The organism is Xanthomonas sp. NCPPB 3442, assembly GCF_056725145.1.
Genome location: NZ_CM161514.1, coordinates 2,018,244 through 2,031,977 on the forward strand (window position 1 = coordinate 2,018,244; position 13,734 = coordinate 2,031,977).

Consider the following 13,734-nt stretch of genomic DNA (forward strand, 5'->3'; position numbering starts at 1 on the left):
TCCGGAGGGAAAGGTCAGTCATTGGAAATCTTGTTGCGCAAGAGCAGGGCACGCGCACCCAGGCTCACCAGCAACACGAACACGGTCAGTACCAGCGCGCCGGCCCAGGCCAGCGTTTGCCAGGTGTCGTACGGGCTGCCGGCGAATTGATTCATGATCACCGGCACGCTGGCCATCGGCTGGAAGATGTTGCTGTTCCAGTACTGGTTGCCGAATGCGGTGAACAGCAGCGGTGCGGTTTCGCCGCTGATGCGCGCCAGCGCCAGCAGCACACCGGTGACGATGCCTGCCGAGGCGCTGCGGTACAGCACCTGCACGGTGACTTTCCACTGCGGAATGCCCAACGACAATGCCGCTTCACGCATCTGCGCCGGCACCAATCGCAGCATTTCGTCGGTGGTACGCACCACCACCGGCAGCACGATGAAGGCCAGCGACAGTGCGCCGGCGAATGCCGAAAAGCGCCCACCGGTCTGCATCACGTACAAGGTGTAGACGAACAGGCCCAGCACGATCGAGGGCGCCGACAACAGGATGTCGTTGACAAAGCGCACCACCACGCCGGCCTTGCGCGCATTGCCGTACTCCGCGAGCCAGGTGCCTGCGGCGATGCCCAGCGGCGTGCCGATGGCCAGCGCCAGCCCGCACATCACCGCACTGCCGAAGAAGGCATTGAGCAGGCCGCCTTCCTGCATCGGCGGCGGCGTCATCTTGGTAAACAGGTTGAGGTCGATGCCCGGCACGCCCTTGGACACCAGCGTCCACAGGATCCAGGCCAGGAAGAACAAACCAAACAACGCAGTGACGCAGGAGAGCAGCAACGCAATGGCGTTGACGACCCGGCGGCGGTTGTACAGCGATTGCGACACCGAAGCGGCGGACATCAGTTGCCCTCCCGACGCGACAGCTGCATCAGCATGAAGCGTGCGATGGCCAGCACGATGAAGGTCACGATGAACAACACGAAGCCCAGCAGCAGCAATGCCGACCGGTAGGTTTCAGTGGCTTCGCCGAAATCGTTGGCGATCAACGCCGCGATGGTGGTGCCAGGCTCCAGCAGCGACGGCGACAGGCGCACCGTGTTACCGACCACGAAGGCCACCGCCATGGTTTCGCCCAGCGCACGCCCCAAACCCAGGAACACGCCGCCGATCACCGCCGAGCGGGTGTAGGGCAGCACGATGTCCCAGCTCACTTCCCACTTGGTCGAGCCCAGTGCGTATGCCGATTCCTTCAAGCGCGTGGGCACGGTCAAAAACACTTCGCGCATGACCGAAGAGATGAAGGGAATCACCATGATCGCCAGCACGAAGCCGGCGGTCAGCAGGCCGATGCCCAACGGCGGGCCCTGGAACAACGGGCCGATCAGCGGCAGCGTGCCGAGATGATCGTTGAGCCATGGCGTGACATGTTCGGTCATCACCGGCACCAGCACGAACAGGCCCCACATGCCGTAGATGATCGAGGGGATGCCGGCCAGCAGTTCGATGGCAGTGCCCACCGGGCCACGCAGCCAGCGTGGTGCCACTTCGGTCAGAAAGAACGCGATACCGAAACTCACCGGCACCGCAATCAGCATCGCGATCACCGCGGTGACCAGGGTGCCGTAGATCGGTGCCAGCGCACCGTATTTGTTTTCGACCGGATTCCAGTCGGCCGAATAGAAGAAACTCAGGCCCTGCATCTGCAAGGCATGGCGTCCGCCCCACAGCATCGACAGTGCCGCGCTGCCGAGCGCCAACAGGACGAAAACGACCGTAGCGGCCAGCGCAAGCTTGAACAGGCGATCGGCACGTGCGTCGCGCAGGTCGCGGCCGCGTGGCGCGGTCATCGCTTCGGGAATGGCGGTGGCATTCATTCGATTGGACTCGTCACCCGCGCAATGGCGGGAGCGTGAGACAGCAGGAACGGCGAGGCACCTTCAGGTACCTCGCCGCAGCGCAGCCCGCCGCATGGGCGGGTGCAGGGCATTACTTGAACTCGCTGCCCCAATAGGCTTCGATCTGCTTCACCAGCTCCGGCGGCAGCGGCACGTAGTGCAATTCGCTGGCCTGGGCCTGGCCGTTTTCCAGCGCCCACTTGAAGAAGTCCAGCGTCGCCTTGCTGCGCGCGGCGTCCTTGGACTGCTTGTGCATCAACATGAAGTTGGTCGCGGTGATCGGCCACGCCTTCTCGCCCGGCGCATTGGTGATCACCAGGTTGAAGTCACGGGCGTTGGCCCAGTCGGCGCTGGCAGCGGCGGCGGCAAAGCTTTCCGCATTCGGCTCGACCCAATGGCCGGCCGCGTTCTGCAGCGAGGTGTACGGCATCTTGTTCTGCAGGGCGTAGGCCAGCTCGACGTAACCGATCGAGCCCTTGATCTGCTGCACATACGAGGCAACGCCTTCGTTGCCCTTGCCACCCACGCCGCCCGGCCACTGCACCGAGGTGCCTTCGCCGACCTTGCTCTTCCACTCCGGGCTGACCTTGGACAGGTAGTTGGAGAAGTTGAAGGTGGTGCCCGAACCATCCGAGCGATGCACAAGATTGATCTTGGTGGCCGGCAGGGTCACGCCCGGGTTGGCCGCCACAATGGCCGCATCGTTCCACATGGTGACCTTGCCCAGGAAGATATCGCCCAGCAGGGCGCCGGTCAGGCGCAGCTTGCCCGGCGCGATGCCTTCCAGATTCACCACCGGCACCACGCCGCCGATGGCGGACGGGAACTGGCCCAGGCCAGCCTGTTGCAGTTCCGTGCTGTCCAGCGGTTTGTCGGTCGAGCCGAAATCCACGGTGCCGGCCTTGATCTGCGCAATACCGCCGCCGGAGCCGATCGACTGATAGTTGACCTTGTTGCCGGTGGCGGCGTTGTAGTCGGCCGACCACTTGGACACCAGCGGATAGATGAAGGACGCACCGGCGCCGGAAATTTCAGCGCCCTTGCTGTCGCTGGCGGTGGCGCCTGCGGTCGGCGCGCCCTTTGCGGCGTCTGCGGACTGCGCGTCCTTGCCGGGCGAGCACGCGGCCAGGGCGAGGGCGATGGTGAGGGACAGGGCGGTCAGGCTGGCCGACTGCAATTTCATGGAAGCTCCGAGGCTGGATTGGCCGGTGTCTCCGGCAGACCACACTATGAAATGATGTTTTTGTTACACCTGCATGACAGTGCCTTCTGGCCAACGCATCACAAAAAAAGGACGCGGACCGCGGAGGGAGTGGCACCCTCCGGGATCCGCGTCCCGGGGCCGACGCCGGGGAGAGAGACGGCGTCGTTCCTTTACGCGTTTACGTGCTGGCTGCCGAGCCTCGGTGCGGGGCACCTAGTTGCCATTTCAGGCGGCCCTGCAGGTCGCCGGCATGGACCAGACAACCGCCCATGCCGTTCAAGGCATGGCTTGCCCACCTTGGCGCTGCACCAGAGGCTGCGCCGTCCTTAGTGCGGCAGATTCTTGGCCCAATACGCCTCGATCTGAGTGACCAGCGTGTCCGGCAGCGGCACGTAGTCCAACTGCTTGGCCTGCGCATCGCCCTTGGTGTAGACCCAGCGGAAGAAGTCCAGCGTGTTCTTCAGGCCAGCCGGGTTCTTCGGCTTTTTCTGCACCAGAATGAAATTGGTCGCCGTGATCGGCCAGGCGTTATCGCCAGCGGCGTTGGTCATCACCAGATAGAAGTCCTTGGCCGTGCCCCAGTCGGCACTGTTGGCCGCGGCGGCGAAGGTTTCATCCGACGGTTGCACGAACTTGCCGGCCGCGTTCTTCATTGCGGTGTAGGCCATCTTGTTCTGCAGCGCGTACGACAACTCGACATAGCCGATGCCGCCCTTGATCTGCTTCACGTAGGCGGCCACGCCCTCGTTGCCCTTGCCGCCGATGCCGGTCGGCCACTGCACGGCAGTCCCTTCGCCAACCTTGCTCTTCCAGTCCGGGTTGACCTTGGACAGGTAGTTGGTGAAGTTGAAGCTGGTGCCCGAACCGTCGGAGCGGTGCACCACGGTGATCTTGCCTTCCGGCAGTTTCATGCCCGGGTTGAGCGCAGCGATGGCCGGGTCGTTCCAGGTGCTGACCTTGCCCAGGAAGATGTCGCCCAGCGTCTTGCCGTCCAGCTTGAGCGTACCGGCGGCGACGCCCGGAACGTTGACCACCGGCACCACGCCGCCGATCACCGAGGGAAACTGCGCCAGGCCGGCAGCGGCCAGTTCTTCCGGCTTGAGCGGGGCATCGGACGAGCCGAAGTCCACGCTGGCCGCCTTGATCTGGGCAATACCGCCGCCCGAACCGATCGATTGGTAGTTGACCTGCTTCTTGGTGGCGGCGTTGTAGTCGGCCGACCACTTGGACATCACCGGATAGATGAACGACGCACCGGCACCGGTGACATCGGCAGCCTGGGCACACAGTGCCAGCGAGGCGGCGAGTACGCCGACGGCCAGACGGGTCTTGAAGGAGTGGATCACGGAACAGCTCCTGTAGCGAAGGGATGAGGACGTCCCGCCGTGGTGCCATTGCAGGGCAATGGCATGACCATGCGGTGTCTGGGAAATGACAGGGCGATGACGGCGTTGCGCCGTCGGATGTTCAGGCCGGCAGGAAGTGGCGGCGCTGCCACCGCGTGCGCTCGACCGATCGCACGCGGCAGCGACGCACTTACCAGTAGAACTGCGCGCGTGCTTCGATGATCGACGGGTTATCGTCGACCAGGCCGCGGGTGGTGCTGTTGTAGCGGGTGCTGTCGACCTTGGCGTAGTCGAGGGCGAACTTGAAGTTCGAGCGCCAGTACCAATTGGCGCCGACCGTCCAGATGTTCATCTTGCCGCCCAGCACGCCATCGACGAACGGTGTGTTGCCGTTGGCGACCAGGTGGCCATCGTTGAGGTCCAGGGTGTCGTAGCGCACCGCCAGCTGCCACATGCCCGATGCCGGCTCGTTGGGCAGCGGGGTGGTCGGCACGCCAGCCTTGTAGCCCCAGGTTTCGCCGGTGAGGTTCCAGACGCCGCTCACGTACCAGCCGTCGCTCTTATAGTCGTGCGCATTGGCACCGATGCGGTTGGCGTTTTCCTGGAAGTACTCGCTCTGCAGCTTGAACGGCCCGGTGATCCACATCGCCTCGGCACCGGCCACGCCAACGTTGTCCACATTGGTGATGGCGCCGCTGTCGATCAGGCGAACGGTGGTCAGGTCGGCGTCGGGGCGTGCGCGCAGGCGCAAGGTGTCGTCGTCGGTGTCGTAGGCCAGGTAGCTCAGGCCGAAGTGCAGCACGTTGCCAGTCTCGTTGATCGGCGCCCAGGTGCCGCGCGCGCCATAGCCGTTGCCGTGCGCCTGGTTACGGGTCAGCTCGCGGCCGAATGCACTGGCGGTCACGCTCCAATTGTTGTCGCCCATGCCATAGGCCACGCCCAACCGGCGCGAGATGCCATAGGTGTTGGTCACCGACGCCTTGGAGACGAAGTCGTTGTTCTTGGTGCTGGACAGTTCTTCCAGGCTGTTGGGCTGCTTGAACTGGCCGATCTGCAGGTAATTGTTCGCGTTGCCGCCGAACTTGTACTTGATGTTGTTATCCAGGAAGCGGCCCGTGCTGCGAATGGTGGTGCCACGGATGGTGACCTCCTTCAGCACGCTCGGGTCATAGCCGGCGACCCATTCGAAGTTGCCCGGGCCCTTGCCCTTGAGGACCAGCTCGGCGCGCCGGATGCTGAACTCGGAATTGTCGCCATTGGCACCGATCGGGCCATTGAGGTCCTGCACATCGTTGTGGAACCAGTTGCCGTCGGCCTGGACCAGGCCTTCCAGCGAGATTTCCGAACCACCGATTACATCGATGGCGATCTCGGCGTGTGCTGCAGGGGCGGCCAGTGCCAGCAGCAGCGCGGAACCAAGCAGGGTGGGAGCGAGTTTCATAGATGCCTTGCGACCTGAGAAAGTGGGCGCAGGCTAGGGTGTGAAGGTTGCGTTAATGTGACAAAACAACAGAAACGTAATACGTCATTTTTGCCAATAAAGACAAGAGTTTACGTGCGTTTCAACTATGTCAGTGTGTGTCAAAAAACTGAACGGCGCTGTTTTATGACAGTACTCGGTGCCAACCTCAACGCCTTGAATTTCCCAGCTGTGGCGCTGACGGGCTGAACTGGCGCTATGTCAGCCTGAACACATGCGTCAGTTTGTGCGGCGCACCACTTGCATACGCGGCGTCAAAATTGTTAGCTTCGAGGCCATGTTTCCTCGATTCCTCCAAATGCTGTTGGTCTGCCTGCTCGCGCTTTCCGCGTGGTCGGCAGCCAATGCGCACGCGCGCATGCATCATGCGTTCGTGGGCGACGGCCTGGCGGTAATGGTGGATGCTGGCGAAGAACGCGATGCAGCAGAAGATCCGCAGGACGACGGCGATACACAGAGCCAAGTCGACACACAGCCTGCAGACGATATCCCCTTGCTTTCCCAAGCATGGCCGATGCTGGCGCGGTATTCCCCCTCTTGGCACGCGCATCACGCGCCGGCAAATCAAAAACGCGACCTGATCCCACAGCTGCGTCCTCCAAACGCACTGCTTGGCTGATCCCCGCTGTCGCTGCACCCGGTGCATTCCGCGCCGGATTCCCAATTGATTTGTTTGTCTTGCAATTCGCGGTTTGCGCCGCGGATGGCTATTCGTTGCCTAGAGGAATCTCCCATGGAAAGTTTGCTAGAAGGTTTTCGCCATTTCCGTAAGGAAGTCTATCCGCGTCAGAGTGCGCGCTTTCAGGAACTGGCAGGCGGCCAGAGCCCGCACACGCTGTTCATCACCTGCGCAGACTCGCGCGTCATGCCGGAGCTGATCTTCTCCGCACAGCCAGGCGAATTGTTCGTCTATCGCAATATCGGCAATGTGGTGCCGCCGTACTCGCAACATGTCAGTGGCGTGGTGGCAGCGATCGAATACGCCATCGCAGTGCTGGGCGTGCGCCACATCGTGATCTGCGGGCACACCGACTGCGGTGCGATGAAGGCCGTGCTCAAGCCGGAGTCGCTGGAAGACGTGCCCTCCGTGGCAGCGTGGCTCAAGCACACCGATGCGGCGCGCCATGTCACCGCGCATCACGGGCACGATCCGCAGAGCCATGAAGCGCTGAGCTGCATGACCGAAGAGAACGTGGTCTCGCAGTTGGACCACCTGCGCACGCAGCCGGTGGTGGCAGCGCGCCTGGCGGCAGGCACGTTGCGCATCCACGGCTGGATCTACGATATCGCGCACGGGGAGATCCGCGCCTTCGATGCCGAGAAGGGTGGCTTCCGGCCACTGCTGGCCGAAAGCACCCCCGAAGCCACTCCACGCCCGCGACTGCAGCAAGTCGTGCGCGCTGAACTCGCCTGACGGAGCCTGCCATGAACACATCAGGTATCGGCGGATATTTCCGCCAGGGACTGTTTGGGCGTGATTTATTGGCGTCCGTGGTGGTCTTCCTTGTCGCGCTGCCGCTGTGCATGGGTATCGCGATCGCATCCGGCATGCCGCCCGCCGCGGGCCTGATCACCGGCATCGTGGGTGGTCTGGTCGTCGGCTTTCTGGCGGGTTCTCCGCTGCAGGTGAGCGGGCCGGCCGCCGGCCTGGCTGTGTTGGTGTTCGAACTGGTGCGGGAGCACGGCGCTGTTGCGCTCGGGCCGGTGATCTTGGTGGCCGGCGCAATTCAGCTGATTGCCGGTCTGTGCCGCGCAGGCGTCTGGTTCCGGATGACATCGCCGGCCGTGGTGGCCGGCATGTTGTCGGGCATCGGCATCCTGATCGTGGCCTCGCAGGCGCACGTCTTGATGGATGCCGCGCCCAAGGCCCGCGGTCTGGAAAACTTCGCTGCATTGCCTGGCGTGTTGTGGCAGGCCATCAGCGAGGGGACCGGCCGTAATGCGCTGTTCGTGGGTCTGGCGACGATCGGTATCATCCTGGCCTGGGACAAACTGCGCCCTCAGCGCCTGCGGTTTTTGCCGGGTGCATTGATCGCGGTGGTGGTTGTCACCGCGACCGTGCAGTTGCAGGGCTTGAACGTCAACAAGGTCGATGTCCCGACCAATCTGTTCTCTGCGATCAGCATCCCCAGCATTTCCGACATCTTCGGCGTGTTCAACCACACCTTGCTGGTCTCGGCAGTGACCTTCGCCTTCATCGCCAGCGCCGAGACCTTGCTGTCGGCGGCGGCGGTGGACCGCATGCATCAGGGGGCGCGGACGCAGTACGACCGTGAGCTGGCGGCGCAGGGCGTGGGCAATATGCTCTGCGGCTTCCTGGGGGCATTGCCGATGACCGGGGTGATCGTGCGCAGCGCGGCCAACGTGCAGGCCGGTGCGGCAACGCGTGCATCGACCATCCTGCATGGCAGCTGGCTGCTGGTGTTCGCCATGCTGTTGCCGTGGCTGCTGCGGATGACGCCGGTGGCCTGTCTGGCCGGCATCCTGGTCTATACCGGCGTGAAGATGATCAAGATCGGGCAGGTCAAGGAACTGGCGACCTATGGCCGCGGAACGGCCGCGATCTACCTGGCGACCACCTTCGCGATCGTGGCCACCGACCTGCTGACCGGCGTGCTGATCGGCTTCGGTCTGTCGCTGTTCCGTCTGGCACTGCATTCGTCGCGTCTGAAGGTCGAGGTGCGCGAGCACGCCGACAAGAAGGACGAAATGCATCTGACCCTCCAGGGTTCGGCCACCTTCCTGAAGGTGCCGGCCATGGCACGTACGCTGGAAAGCGTGCCGCCGAACACTGCGCTGCATCTGGATGTGGCCAAGCTGCACCACGTCGATCATGCCTGCATCGAGTTGTTGCGCGACTGGAGCCGCAATGCGGCCTCACGCGGCTGCGAACTGGTGGTGGACTGGAAGGAGCTGGATCGACGTGTCGAAGGCCAGCCCACGGTGGATGGCGTGCTGGTGGAACAGCGCGTCGAGCAGGCGAAAGCTGCGTAAAGTGTTGTAAACGCCCGGCGTTCGCGCCGGGTGACCCCCATCGTGATCGGGTGATGCATGGCGCCGAAAGACGCATCATCCGGTCACGATTTTTTTTTTGGGGGAGTGGGGAGTCGGGATTCGGGAGTCGGGAGTCGGGATTCGTGAAAGCCTGCGACCTTGTGGTTTGCTGAGTGGGATCAGGTTGCGCGGTTGCGCCGTTGCTCCGGCGCCACTGCTGCCTCAATTCTTGGTTTTTGTTTGCCGCTCAGGCGCCGGTGGCGTCTTGTCGCGGTAGCGGCATAGATCGTGGATCACGCAGCCCGGGCAATCCGGCTTGCGTGCCTTGCAGACGTAGCGTCCGTGCAGGATCAGCCAGTGATGCGCATCGTGTAGAAACTCGGCCGGGATCACCTTGACCAACTTGTCTTCGACCGCGCGTACGTCCTTGCCTGGCGCAAGGCCGGTGCGGTTGGAAACGCGAAAGATATGCGTGTCCACGGCCATGGCGGGCTCGCCGAAGGCGGTGTTGAGCACCACATTTGCGGTCTTGCGGCCCACGCCGGGCAGCGCTTCCAACGCGGCGCGATCATGCGGCACCTCGCCGCCATAGCGCTCCAGCAGGAGACGGCAGGTGGCGATGACGTTCTTGGCCTTGGCGTTGAACAAGCCGATGGTGGAGATGTACCGCTTCAGGCCCTCCTCGCCGAGATCGAGAATGTCGCGTGGGGTGTTGGCCACCGGATAGAGCTTGCGGGTCGCCTTGTTGACGCCGACATCGGTGGCTTGCGCCGACAGCAGCACCGCGATCAATAACTCGAATGGGGTGGTGTATTCCAGCTCGGTGGTGGGGTGCGGATTGAGTTCGCGCAGGCGCTCGAACATCTCCTGTATCTCGGGCTTGCGCATGCTGCTGCCACGACGCGCCGGTACCATTGCCTGGGGTGTGTTCATGGCTGCGCTCCGCCAGCGGCTTTCGCCTTCGCGCGCGCCAGGATGGCAGCGGCCAGCGGCGGCAGTGCGGGCGTTGCCGGTTGGCTGGGTGCCGGGGCGGGCGCCCTGCGCGCATCGCGTTCGGTGGCGCGCCGTTGCAGGCGCGCCGAGCGCGCGCGGTAGCGTTCGCGCGCGGCCCAGGCGTCTTGTAGACGGCGTTGCGCGCTGAGCAACGTGGCGCAGACCTGCGGGCAGTCGGCGTCCAGCGTATCGTGCTGCGGGTCGGGCAGATACGCCATCAAGCCGAGTGCCAGCGCACGATCCAGGTCGTCGGCCTGCACACAATCGAACAACCGCAGCGCCAACGGACGCGATGCCGGAATGAGCTCGAGCGTCATGGCGATATCAGCGGTTGTGGAACTGGGCAGGGCGTTTGTCGAGGAATGCGCGAGTGCCTTCGCGCATGTCGTCAGTGGCGAACAACAACGCAAATTGCGCGGTTTCCAGCTGCAGGCCTTCCTCGATGGCGCATTCGCCGCCGAACACCACCGCATCCAGAATGCCGCGCAGTGCCAGCGGCGCTGCAGTTGCCAGGCGTTGCGCAAGCGCCAGCGTTTCTTCGTGCAGGGCATCCGCTTCGACCACGCGATTGACCAGGCCCAATTGCAGTGCGCGGGCCGCGTCGATCGGCAGGCCAAGCAGGCACAGTTCCAGCGCTGCGGCGCGGCCGGTGAGGCGCAGCAGGCGCTGCGTGCCGCCAAAGCCGGGAATCAGGCCGAGATTGATTTCCGGTTGCCCCAGGCGCGCTGTTGCTGCGGCGATGCGCAGGTGACACGCCATTGCCAGCTCCAGGCCGCCGCCCAGCGCAAAGCCATTGATCATCGCGATCACCGGCTTGGGCATGCGCTCGATCCGGCGCATCAGTTGCTGGCCCAGCAACGAGAACTCGCGCGCCTGGATTGCCGACAGGTCACTCATTTCCGCGATATCGGCACCCGCCACGAAGGCCTTGGGGCCGGCGCCGGTGAGAATCACGGCGCGTATATCGTCCGCATTGGCTGCGTCCTGGAACGCCTGATCCAGGGCCTGCATGGTCTGCCGGTTCAATGCGTTCAGTTTGTCCGGCCGATTGACCGTAATCGTCCGGACGCTGGCGTGATCGGCGATCAGAATGACGTGATTGGACATGTGAACCCTTGCGAACGTAAAAAAATAGTAAACACGGAACTTCCCAAACCCTTGCTGGTCCTAGCTTTCGCGATAAGTAGCGGTTCGGTATCGCGGCCGCTATCCTAGCGCGTCATCTCAGGCGGCAGACCCGTCCTGTGCCACCACCCTGGAGAATTGTTTGATGAAGTTGCGTTCTATCGCGGTCGCTGTGGCGGCCCTGGCCCTGACGGGCAATGCACTGGCCCAGGACACGACGTCCGAGAAGGGCAAGTTGAGCTATTACTTCGGCTACGACTACGGCAACAACCTTGCCGAGCTCACCGGCCGCGGCGAGCAGCTCGACATCAACTCGGTGGTAAAGGGTCTGCAGGACGCCTATGCCAAGAAGCAGCCGGCCATCACTGCCGACCAGTTGAAGCCGGCCGTTGAGGCGTTCCAGAAGCGCGAGCAGGGCCGTGCCCAGCAGGCCAAGGCCGAGTACGACAAGGCCGCTGCAGCCAACAAGACCAAGAGCGATGCGTTCCTGGCCAAGAACAAGAGCACCGCCGGCGTGCAGACGCTGCCGAGCGGCGTGCAGTACCGCGTGATCGAAGCCGGCAAGGGCGCCAAGCCGACCCAGGCCAGCACCGTGCAGCTGGAAGTGGCCGGTCCGTTCCCGTTCGGCGACCGCGAGAAGGCACGTCCGGCGCAGCAGATCCCGGCCATCAAGGTCAGCGAAGTCGAAATGCAGGCCATGCGCGACACGCTGCTGCAGATGCCGGCCGGCTCGAAGTGGGAAGTGACCCTGCCGCCTGAAAAGGCCTACGGTGCCGACCCGCGTACCCCGTTCCCGCCGAACGTGGCTGTGCAGTTCGAGATCAAGTTGGTCAGCGTCAAGTAATTGCATGTGATGTTGTTGCGACAACGCCGGCCACTAGGCCGGCGTTGTCGTTTTGGTCCAGCGATTGTCTGAAGAGAACGATGCAACGATGCAGCGGCTGCAGGACCCAGCGATGAGTGGCAACGATGTCGGATCCGAGGCAGGCCCTCTGCCCAGTCCGTGTATCGGTGTATGTTCGCTGGACGCGCAGTCGCACTGCGTCGGCTGTTTGCGCAGCCTGGATGAAATTGCACGCTGGATGAGCATGAGCGACGCCGAACGCCAGGACTATCTGCACACGGTGCTGCCCGCACGCGCGCTGACGGCGCGGCTGCCCGAATACGCGCAGTTGAGGCGGGCGCTGTATCCGCTGGATACCGCGCCGGCCGGGCCGGGTTGGAACCATGCCGAGCTGATCGACCTGACCGACGGCGACCCGTCTGCCGAAGCGGCGGTGCTGTGCGGGCTGGTGCCGCGCGAACAGGGCACGACGGTGTTGCTGACCCGGCGCACGGACAGCCTGCGCCATCATGCCGGGCAGGTCAGCTTCCCCGGCGGGCGGATGGAGCCGTCCGATGCCGATGCCGCTGCTGCAGCGCTGCGCGAGAGTTGCGAAGAAATCGCGCTGGGGGCGCAGCACGTGCATGCCTTGGGGTACCTGGATCCGTTTGTGACGGTGAGCGGATTTCGGGTGACGCCGGTGGTGGCGGTCATCGACCCGGCGTTCGTGGCGGTGCCGCAGCCGGATGAAGTAGCGGACGTCTTCGAAGTGCCGCTGGCCTATCTGATGGACCCGGACAATCTGCGCAGTGTGGAACTGGAGTTCCGCGGACGCCCGCGACGCGTGCTCGAATACGACTGGCCTGCCCACCGTATCTGGGGCGCCACCGCCGCCATTCTTCTCAATCTTCGTCGTCGCCTGGAGCAGGTTGCATGAGTGCCGATCCGAACTGGACCACGCTGGTCGATGCCGCCACGCTTTCGGCCGCGTTGCAGCATCCACAGCTGCGTCTGCTGGATGCGCGTGCCGCGCCACCGACTGCGCCAGACCCGCACGCAGCGCGCAAGGCGTACGCGCAGGGGCATCTGCCCGGCGCGCACTATGCCGATCTGGACCACGACCTTGCAGATCTGTCACGGCCGGCGCAGGGGCGGCATCCGTTGCCGCATAGCGAGGCCTTTGCAAGACGCCTCGGCGAATGGGGCATCGATCCGCAGAGCCTGGTGGTTGTCTACGACGCAGGCGATGGCAGCATGGCGGCCGCGCGCGCGTGGTGGATGTTGCGGCTGATGGGCCATCGCCGGGTGGCGGTGCTGGACGGTGGCTTGGCCGCGTGGCGTGCGGCCGGTTTTTCGGAAAGCACCGAGTCGCCTGCCTTGCGCAGCGGCACCGCGTATCCGGGCCACTTTGACGCCACGGCGGTGGTGGATGCCGAGCAGATCGCGCAGCGCCTGCAGCAGGCGCCGGGCTGGTTGCTGGACGCACGGGCGGGCGAGCGTTTCCGTGGCGAAGTCGAGCCGATCGACCCGGTGGCCGGGCATGTGCCCGGTGCAGTGAGTCGCCCGCTGGGACTGAGCCTGCGTGATGGTCGCTTCAAACCAGCTGCCGAACTGCGCGCCGAGTTGTCCGCGTTGCTGGGTGCGTACCGGCCCGAGCAGGCGGTGGTGATGTGCGGATCGGGCGTGACGGCCTGCCATCTGTTGCTGGCATTGGAAGTGGCCGGGTTGTCCGGTGCGCGCGTCTACGCCGGTTCCTGGAGCGGTTGGCTGCAAGATGCCTCGCGCCCGGTCGCGACCGGCGCCTGATTGCAGGCACAATGGCGGCAGGAACGGTGACCTGTGGGGACGCAGGTTCGCTGCGCGGAGCGCAGTTTCTTGCAGTGCTGGGTG

At 64.1% G+C, this 13,734-nt stretch carries 14 protein-coding genes; 6 read left to right on the forward strand and 8 right to left on the reverse strand.

All coding sequences use genetic code 11. From position 1 onward, the window contains the following. Positions 1-14 precede the first annotated feature (14 nt). From pstA to AC1POX_RS08800, 5 genes are all read right to left on the reverse strand, one after another. Positions 15-884: a phosphate ABC transporter permease PstA gene (pstA, locus tag AC1POX_RS08780; protein ID WP_008572164.1), complete on the reverse strand. Its 870-nt coding sequence runs from the start codon at positions 882-884 to the stop codon at positions 15-17. Then, positions 884-1,858, reverse strand: coding sequence for a phosphate ABC transporter permease subunit PstC (pstC, locus tag AC1POX_RS08785; RefSeq protein ID WP_003487154.1), 975 nt, complete (start codon positions 1,856-1,858; stop codon positions 884-886). The genes pstA and pstC overlap by 1 nt, the downstream gene beginning before the upstream one ends. 112 nt (positions 1,859-1,970) lie before the next feature. Continuing rightward, positions 1,971-3,062: a phosphate ABC transporter substrate-binding protein PstS gene (gene pstS, locus AC1POX_RS08790; RefSeq protein ID WP_372357009.1), complete on the reverse strand. Its 1,092-nt coding sequence runs from the start codon at positions 3,060-3,062 to the stop codon at positions 1,971-1,973. Between the two features lie 347 nt (positions 3,063-3,409). Continuing rightward, positions 3,410-4,429, reverse strand: coding sequence for a phosphate ABC transporter substrate-binding protein PstS (pstS, locus tag AC1POX_RS08795; RefSeq protein ID WP_008572161.1), 1,020 nt, complete (start codon positions 4,427-4,429; stop codon positions 3,410-3,412). Between the two features lie 190 nt (positions 4,430-4,619). Then, entirely contained in the window at positions 4,620-5,870 is a 1,251-nt protein-coding gene (locus tag AC1POX_RS08800) for an OprO/OprP family phosphate-selective porin (protein ID WP_008572160.1), read from the reverse strand. 337 nt (positions 5,871-6,207) lie between these two features. Here AC1POX_RS08800 and AC1POX_RS08805 point away from each other — a divergent pair, with 337 nt between their 5' ends. The 3 genes from AC1POX_RS08805 to AC1POX_RS08815 all read left to right on the forward strand — a co-directional run bounded on the left by AC1POX_RS08805 (position 6,208) and on the right by AC1POX_RS08815 (position 8,903). After that, the gene (locus tag AC1POX_RS08805; RefSeq protein ID WP_014089829.1) at positions 6,208-6,528 is read left to right on the forward strand and encodes a hypothetical protein; all 321 of its coding nucleotides are present in this window, start codon (positions 6,208-6,210) and stop codon (positions 6,526-6,528) included. Between the two features lie 114 nt (positions 6,529-6,642). Further along, positions 6,643-7,323 (forward strand): carbonic anhydrase, encoded by a 681-nt coding sequence (locus tag AC1POX_RS08810; protein ID WP_011346996.1) that lies wholly within the window; start codon positions 6,643-6,645, stop codon positions 7,321-7,323. 11 nt (positions 7,324-7,334) lie between these two features. Continuing rightward, on the forward strand, positions 7,335-8,903 hold the full coding sequence (locus AC1POX_RS08815) for a SulP family inorganic anion transporter (protein ID WP_008572157.1): 1,569 nt from the start codon (positions 7,335-7,337) through the stop codon (positions 8,901-8,903). Between the two features lie 222 nt (positions 8,904-9,125). Here the strand turns inward: AC1POX_RS08815 and nth are convergent, their stop codons facing one another. The 3 genes from nth to AC1POX_RS08830 are packed head-to-tail and all read right to left on the reverse strand — an operon-like array spanning position 9,126 to position 11,003. Next, complete coding sequence (gene nth / locus AC1POX_RS08820; protein ID WP_372357010.1) at positions 9,126-9,836, reverse strand: endonuclease III; 711 nt, start codon at positions 9,834-9,836, stop codon at positions 9,126-9,128. Next, entirely contained in the window at positions 9,833-10,213 is a 381-nt protein-coding gene (locus AC1POX_RS08825) for a hypothetical protein (protein WP_011346998.1), read from the reverse strand. Before AC1POX_RS08825 ends, nth begins: the two co-directional genes overlap by 4 nt. Before the next feature lie 7 nt (positions 10,214-10,220). Continuing rightward, positions 10,221-11,003, reverse strand: coding sequence for an enoyl-CoA hydratase/isomerase family protein (locus AC1POX_RS08830; protein WP_029819135.1), 783 nt, complete (start codon positions 11,001-11,003; stop codon positions 10,221-10,223). 163 nt (positions 11,004-11,166) lie between these two features. Between AC1POX_RS08830 and AC1POX_RS08835 the strand changes: the two genes are divergently transcribed. From AC1POX_RS08835 to AC1POX_RS08845, 3 genes are all read left to right on the forward strand, one after another. Further along, positions 11,167-11,865 carry an FKBP-type peptidyl-prolyl cis-trans isomerase N-terminal domain-containing protein gene (locus AC1POX_RS08835; protein ID WP_004429231.1) on the forward strand — a complete coding sequence of 233 codons (699 nt, stop codon included), beginning with the start codon at positions 11,167-11,169 and terminating at the stop codon, positions 11,863-11,865. Between the two features lie 112 nt (positions 11,866-11,977). Further along, entirely contained in the window at positions 11,978-12,781 is an 804-nt protein-coding gene (locus AC1POX_RS08840; protein WP_014089834.1) for a CoA pyrophosphatase, read from the forward strand. Next, a complete protein-coding gene (locus AC1POX_RS08845; protein WP_057681561.1) occupies positions 12,778-13,650 on the forward strand; it encodes a sulfurtransferase in 873 nt (290 codons plus the stop codon). The genes AC1POX_RS08840 and AC1POX_RS08845 overlap by 4 nt, the downstream gene beginning before the upstream one ends. Positions 13,651-13,734 lie beyond the last annotated feature (84 nt).

Bases quoted from the DNA above. Each gene is read 5' to 3' on its own strand.
- pstA (WP_008572164.1), bottom strand. From the start codon at position 884: ATGTCCGCCGCTTCGGTGTCGCAATCGCTGTACAACCGCCGCCGGGTC.
- pstC (WP_003487154.1), bottom strand. From the start codon at position 1,858: ATGAATGCCACCGCCATTCCCGAAGCGATGACCGCGCCACGCGGCCGC.
- pstS (WP_372357009.1), bottom strand. From the start codon at position 3,062: ATGAAATTGCAGTCGGCCAGCCTGACCGCCCTGTCCCTCACCATCGCC.
- AC1POX_RS08800 (WP_008572160.1), bottom strand. From the start codon at position 5,870: ATGAAACTCGCTCCCACCCTGCTTGGTTCCGCGCTGCTGCTGGCACTG.
- AC1POX_RS08805 (WP_014089829.1), top strand. From the start codon at position 6,208: ATGCTGTTGGTCTGCCTGCTCGCGCTTTCCGCGTGGTCGGCAGCCAAT.
- AC1POX_RS08810 (WP_011346996.1), top strand. From the start codon at position 6,643: ATGGAAAGTTTGCTAGAAGGTTTTCGCCATTTCCGTAAGGAAGTCTAT.
- AC1POX_RS08815 (WP_008572157.1), top strand. From the start codon at position 7,335: ATGAACACATCAGGTATCGGCGGATATTTCCGCCAGGGACTGTTTGGG.
- nth (WP_372357010.1), bottom strand. From the start codon at position 9,836: ATGAACACACCCCAGGCAATGGTACCGGCGCGTCGTGGCAGCAGCATG.
- AC1POX_RS08825 (WP_011346998.1), bottom strand. From the start codon at position 10,213: ATGACGCTCGAGCTCATTCCGGCATCGCGTCCGTTGGCGCTGCGGTTG.
- AC1POX_RS08830 (WP_029819135.1), bottom strand. From the start codon at position 11,003: ATGTCCAATCACGTCATTCTGATCGCCGATCACGCCAGCGTCCGGACG.
- AC1POX_RS08835 (WP_004429231.1), top strand. From the start codon at position 11,167: ATGAAGTTGCGTTCTATCGCGGTCGCTGTGGCGGCCCTGGCCCTGACG.
- AC1POX_RS08840 (WP_014089834.1), top strand. From the start codon at position 11,978: ATGAGTGGCAACGATGTCGGATCCGAGGCAGGCCCTCTGCCCAGTCCG.
- AC1POX_RS08845 (WP_057681561.1), top strand. From the start codon at position 12,778: ATGAGTGCCGATCCGAACTGGACCACGCTGGTCGATGCCGCCACGCTT.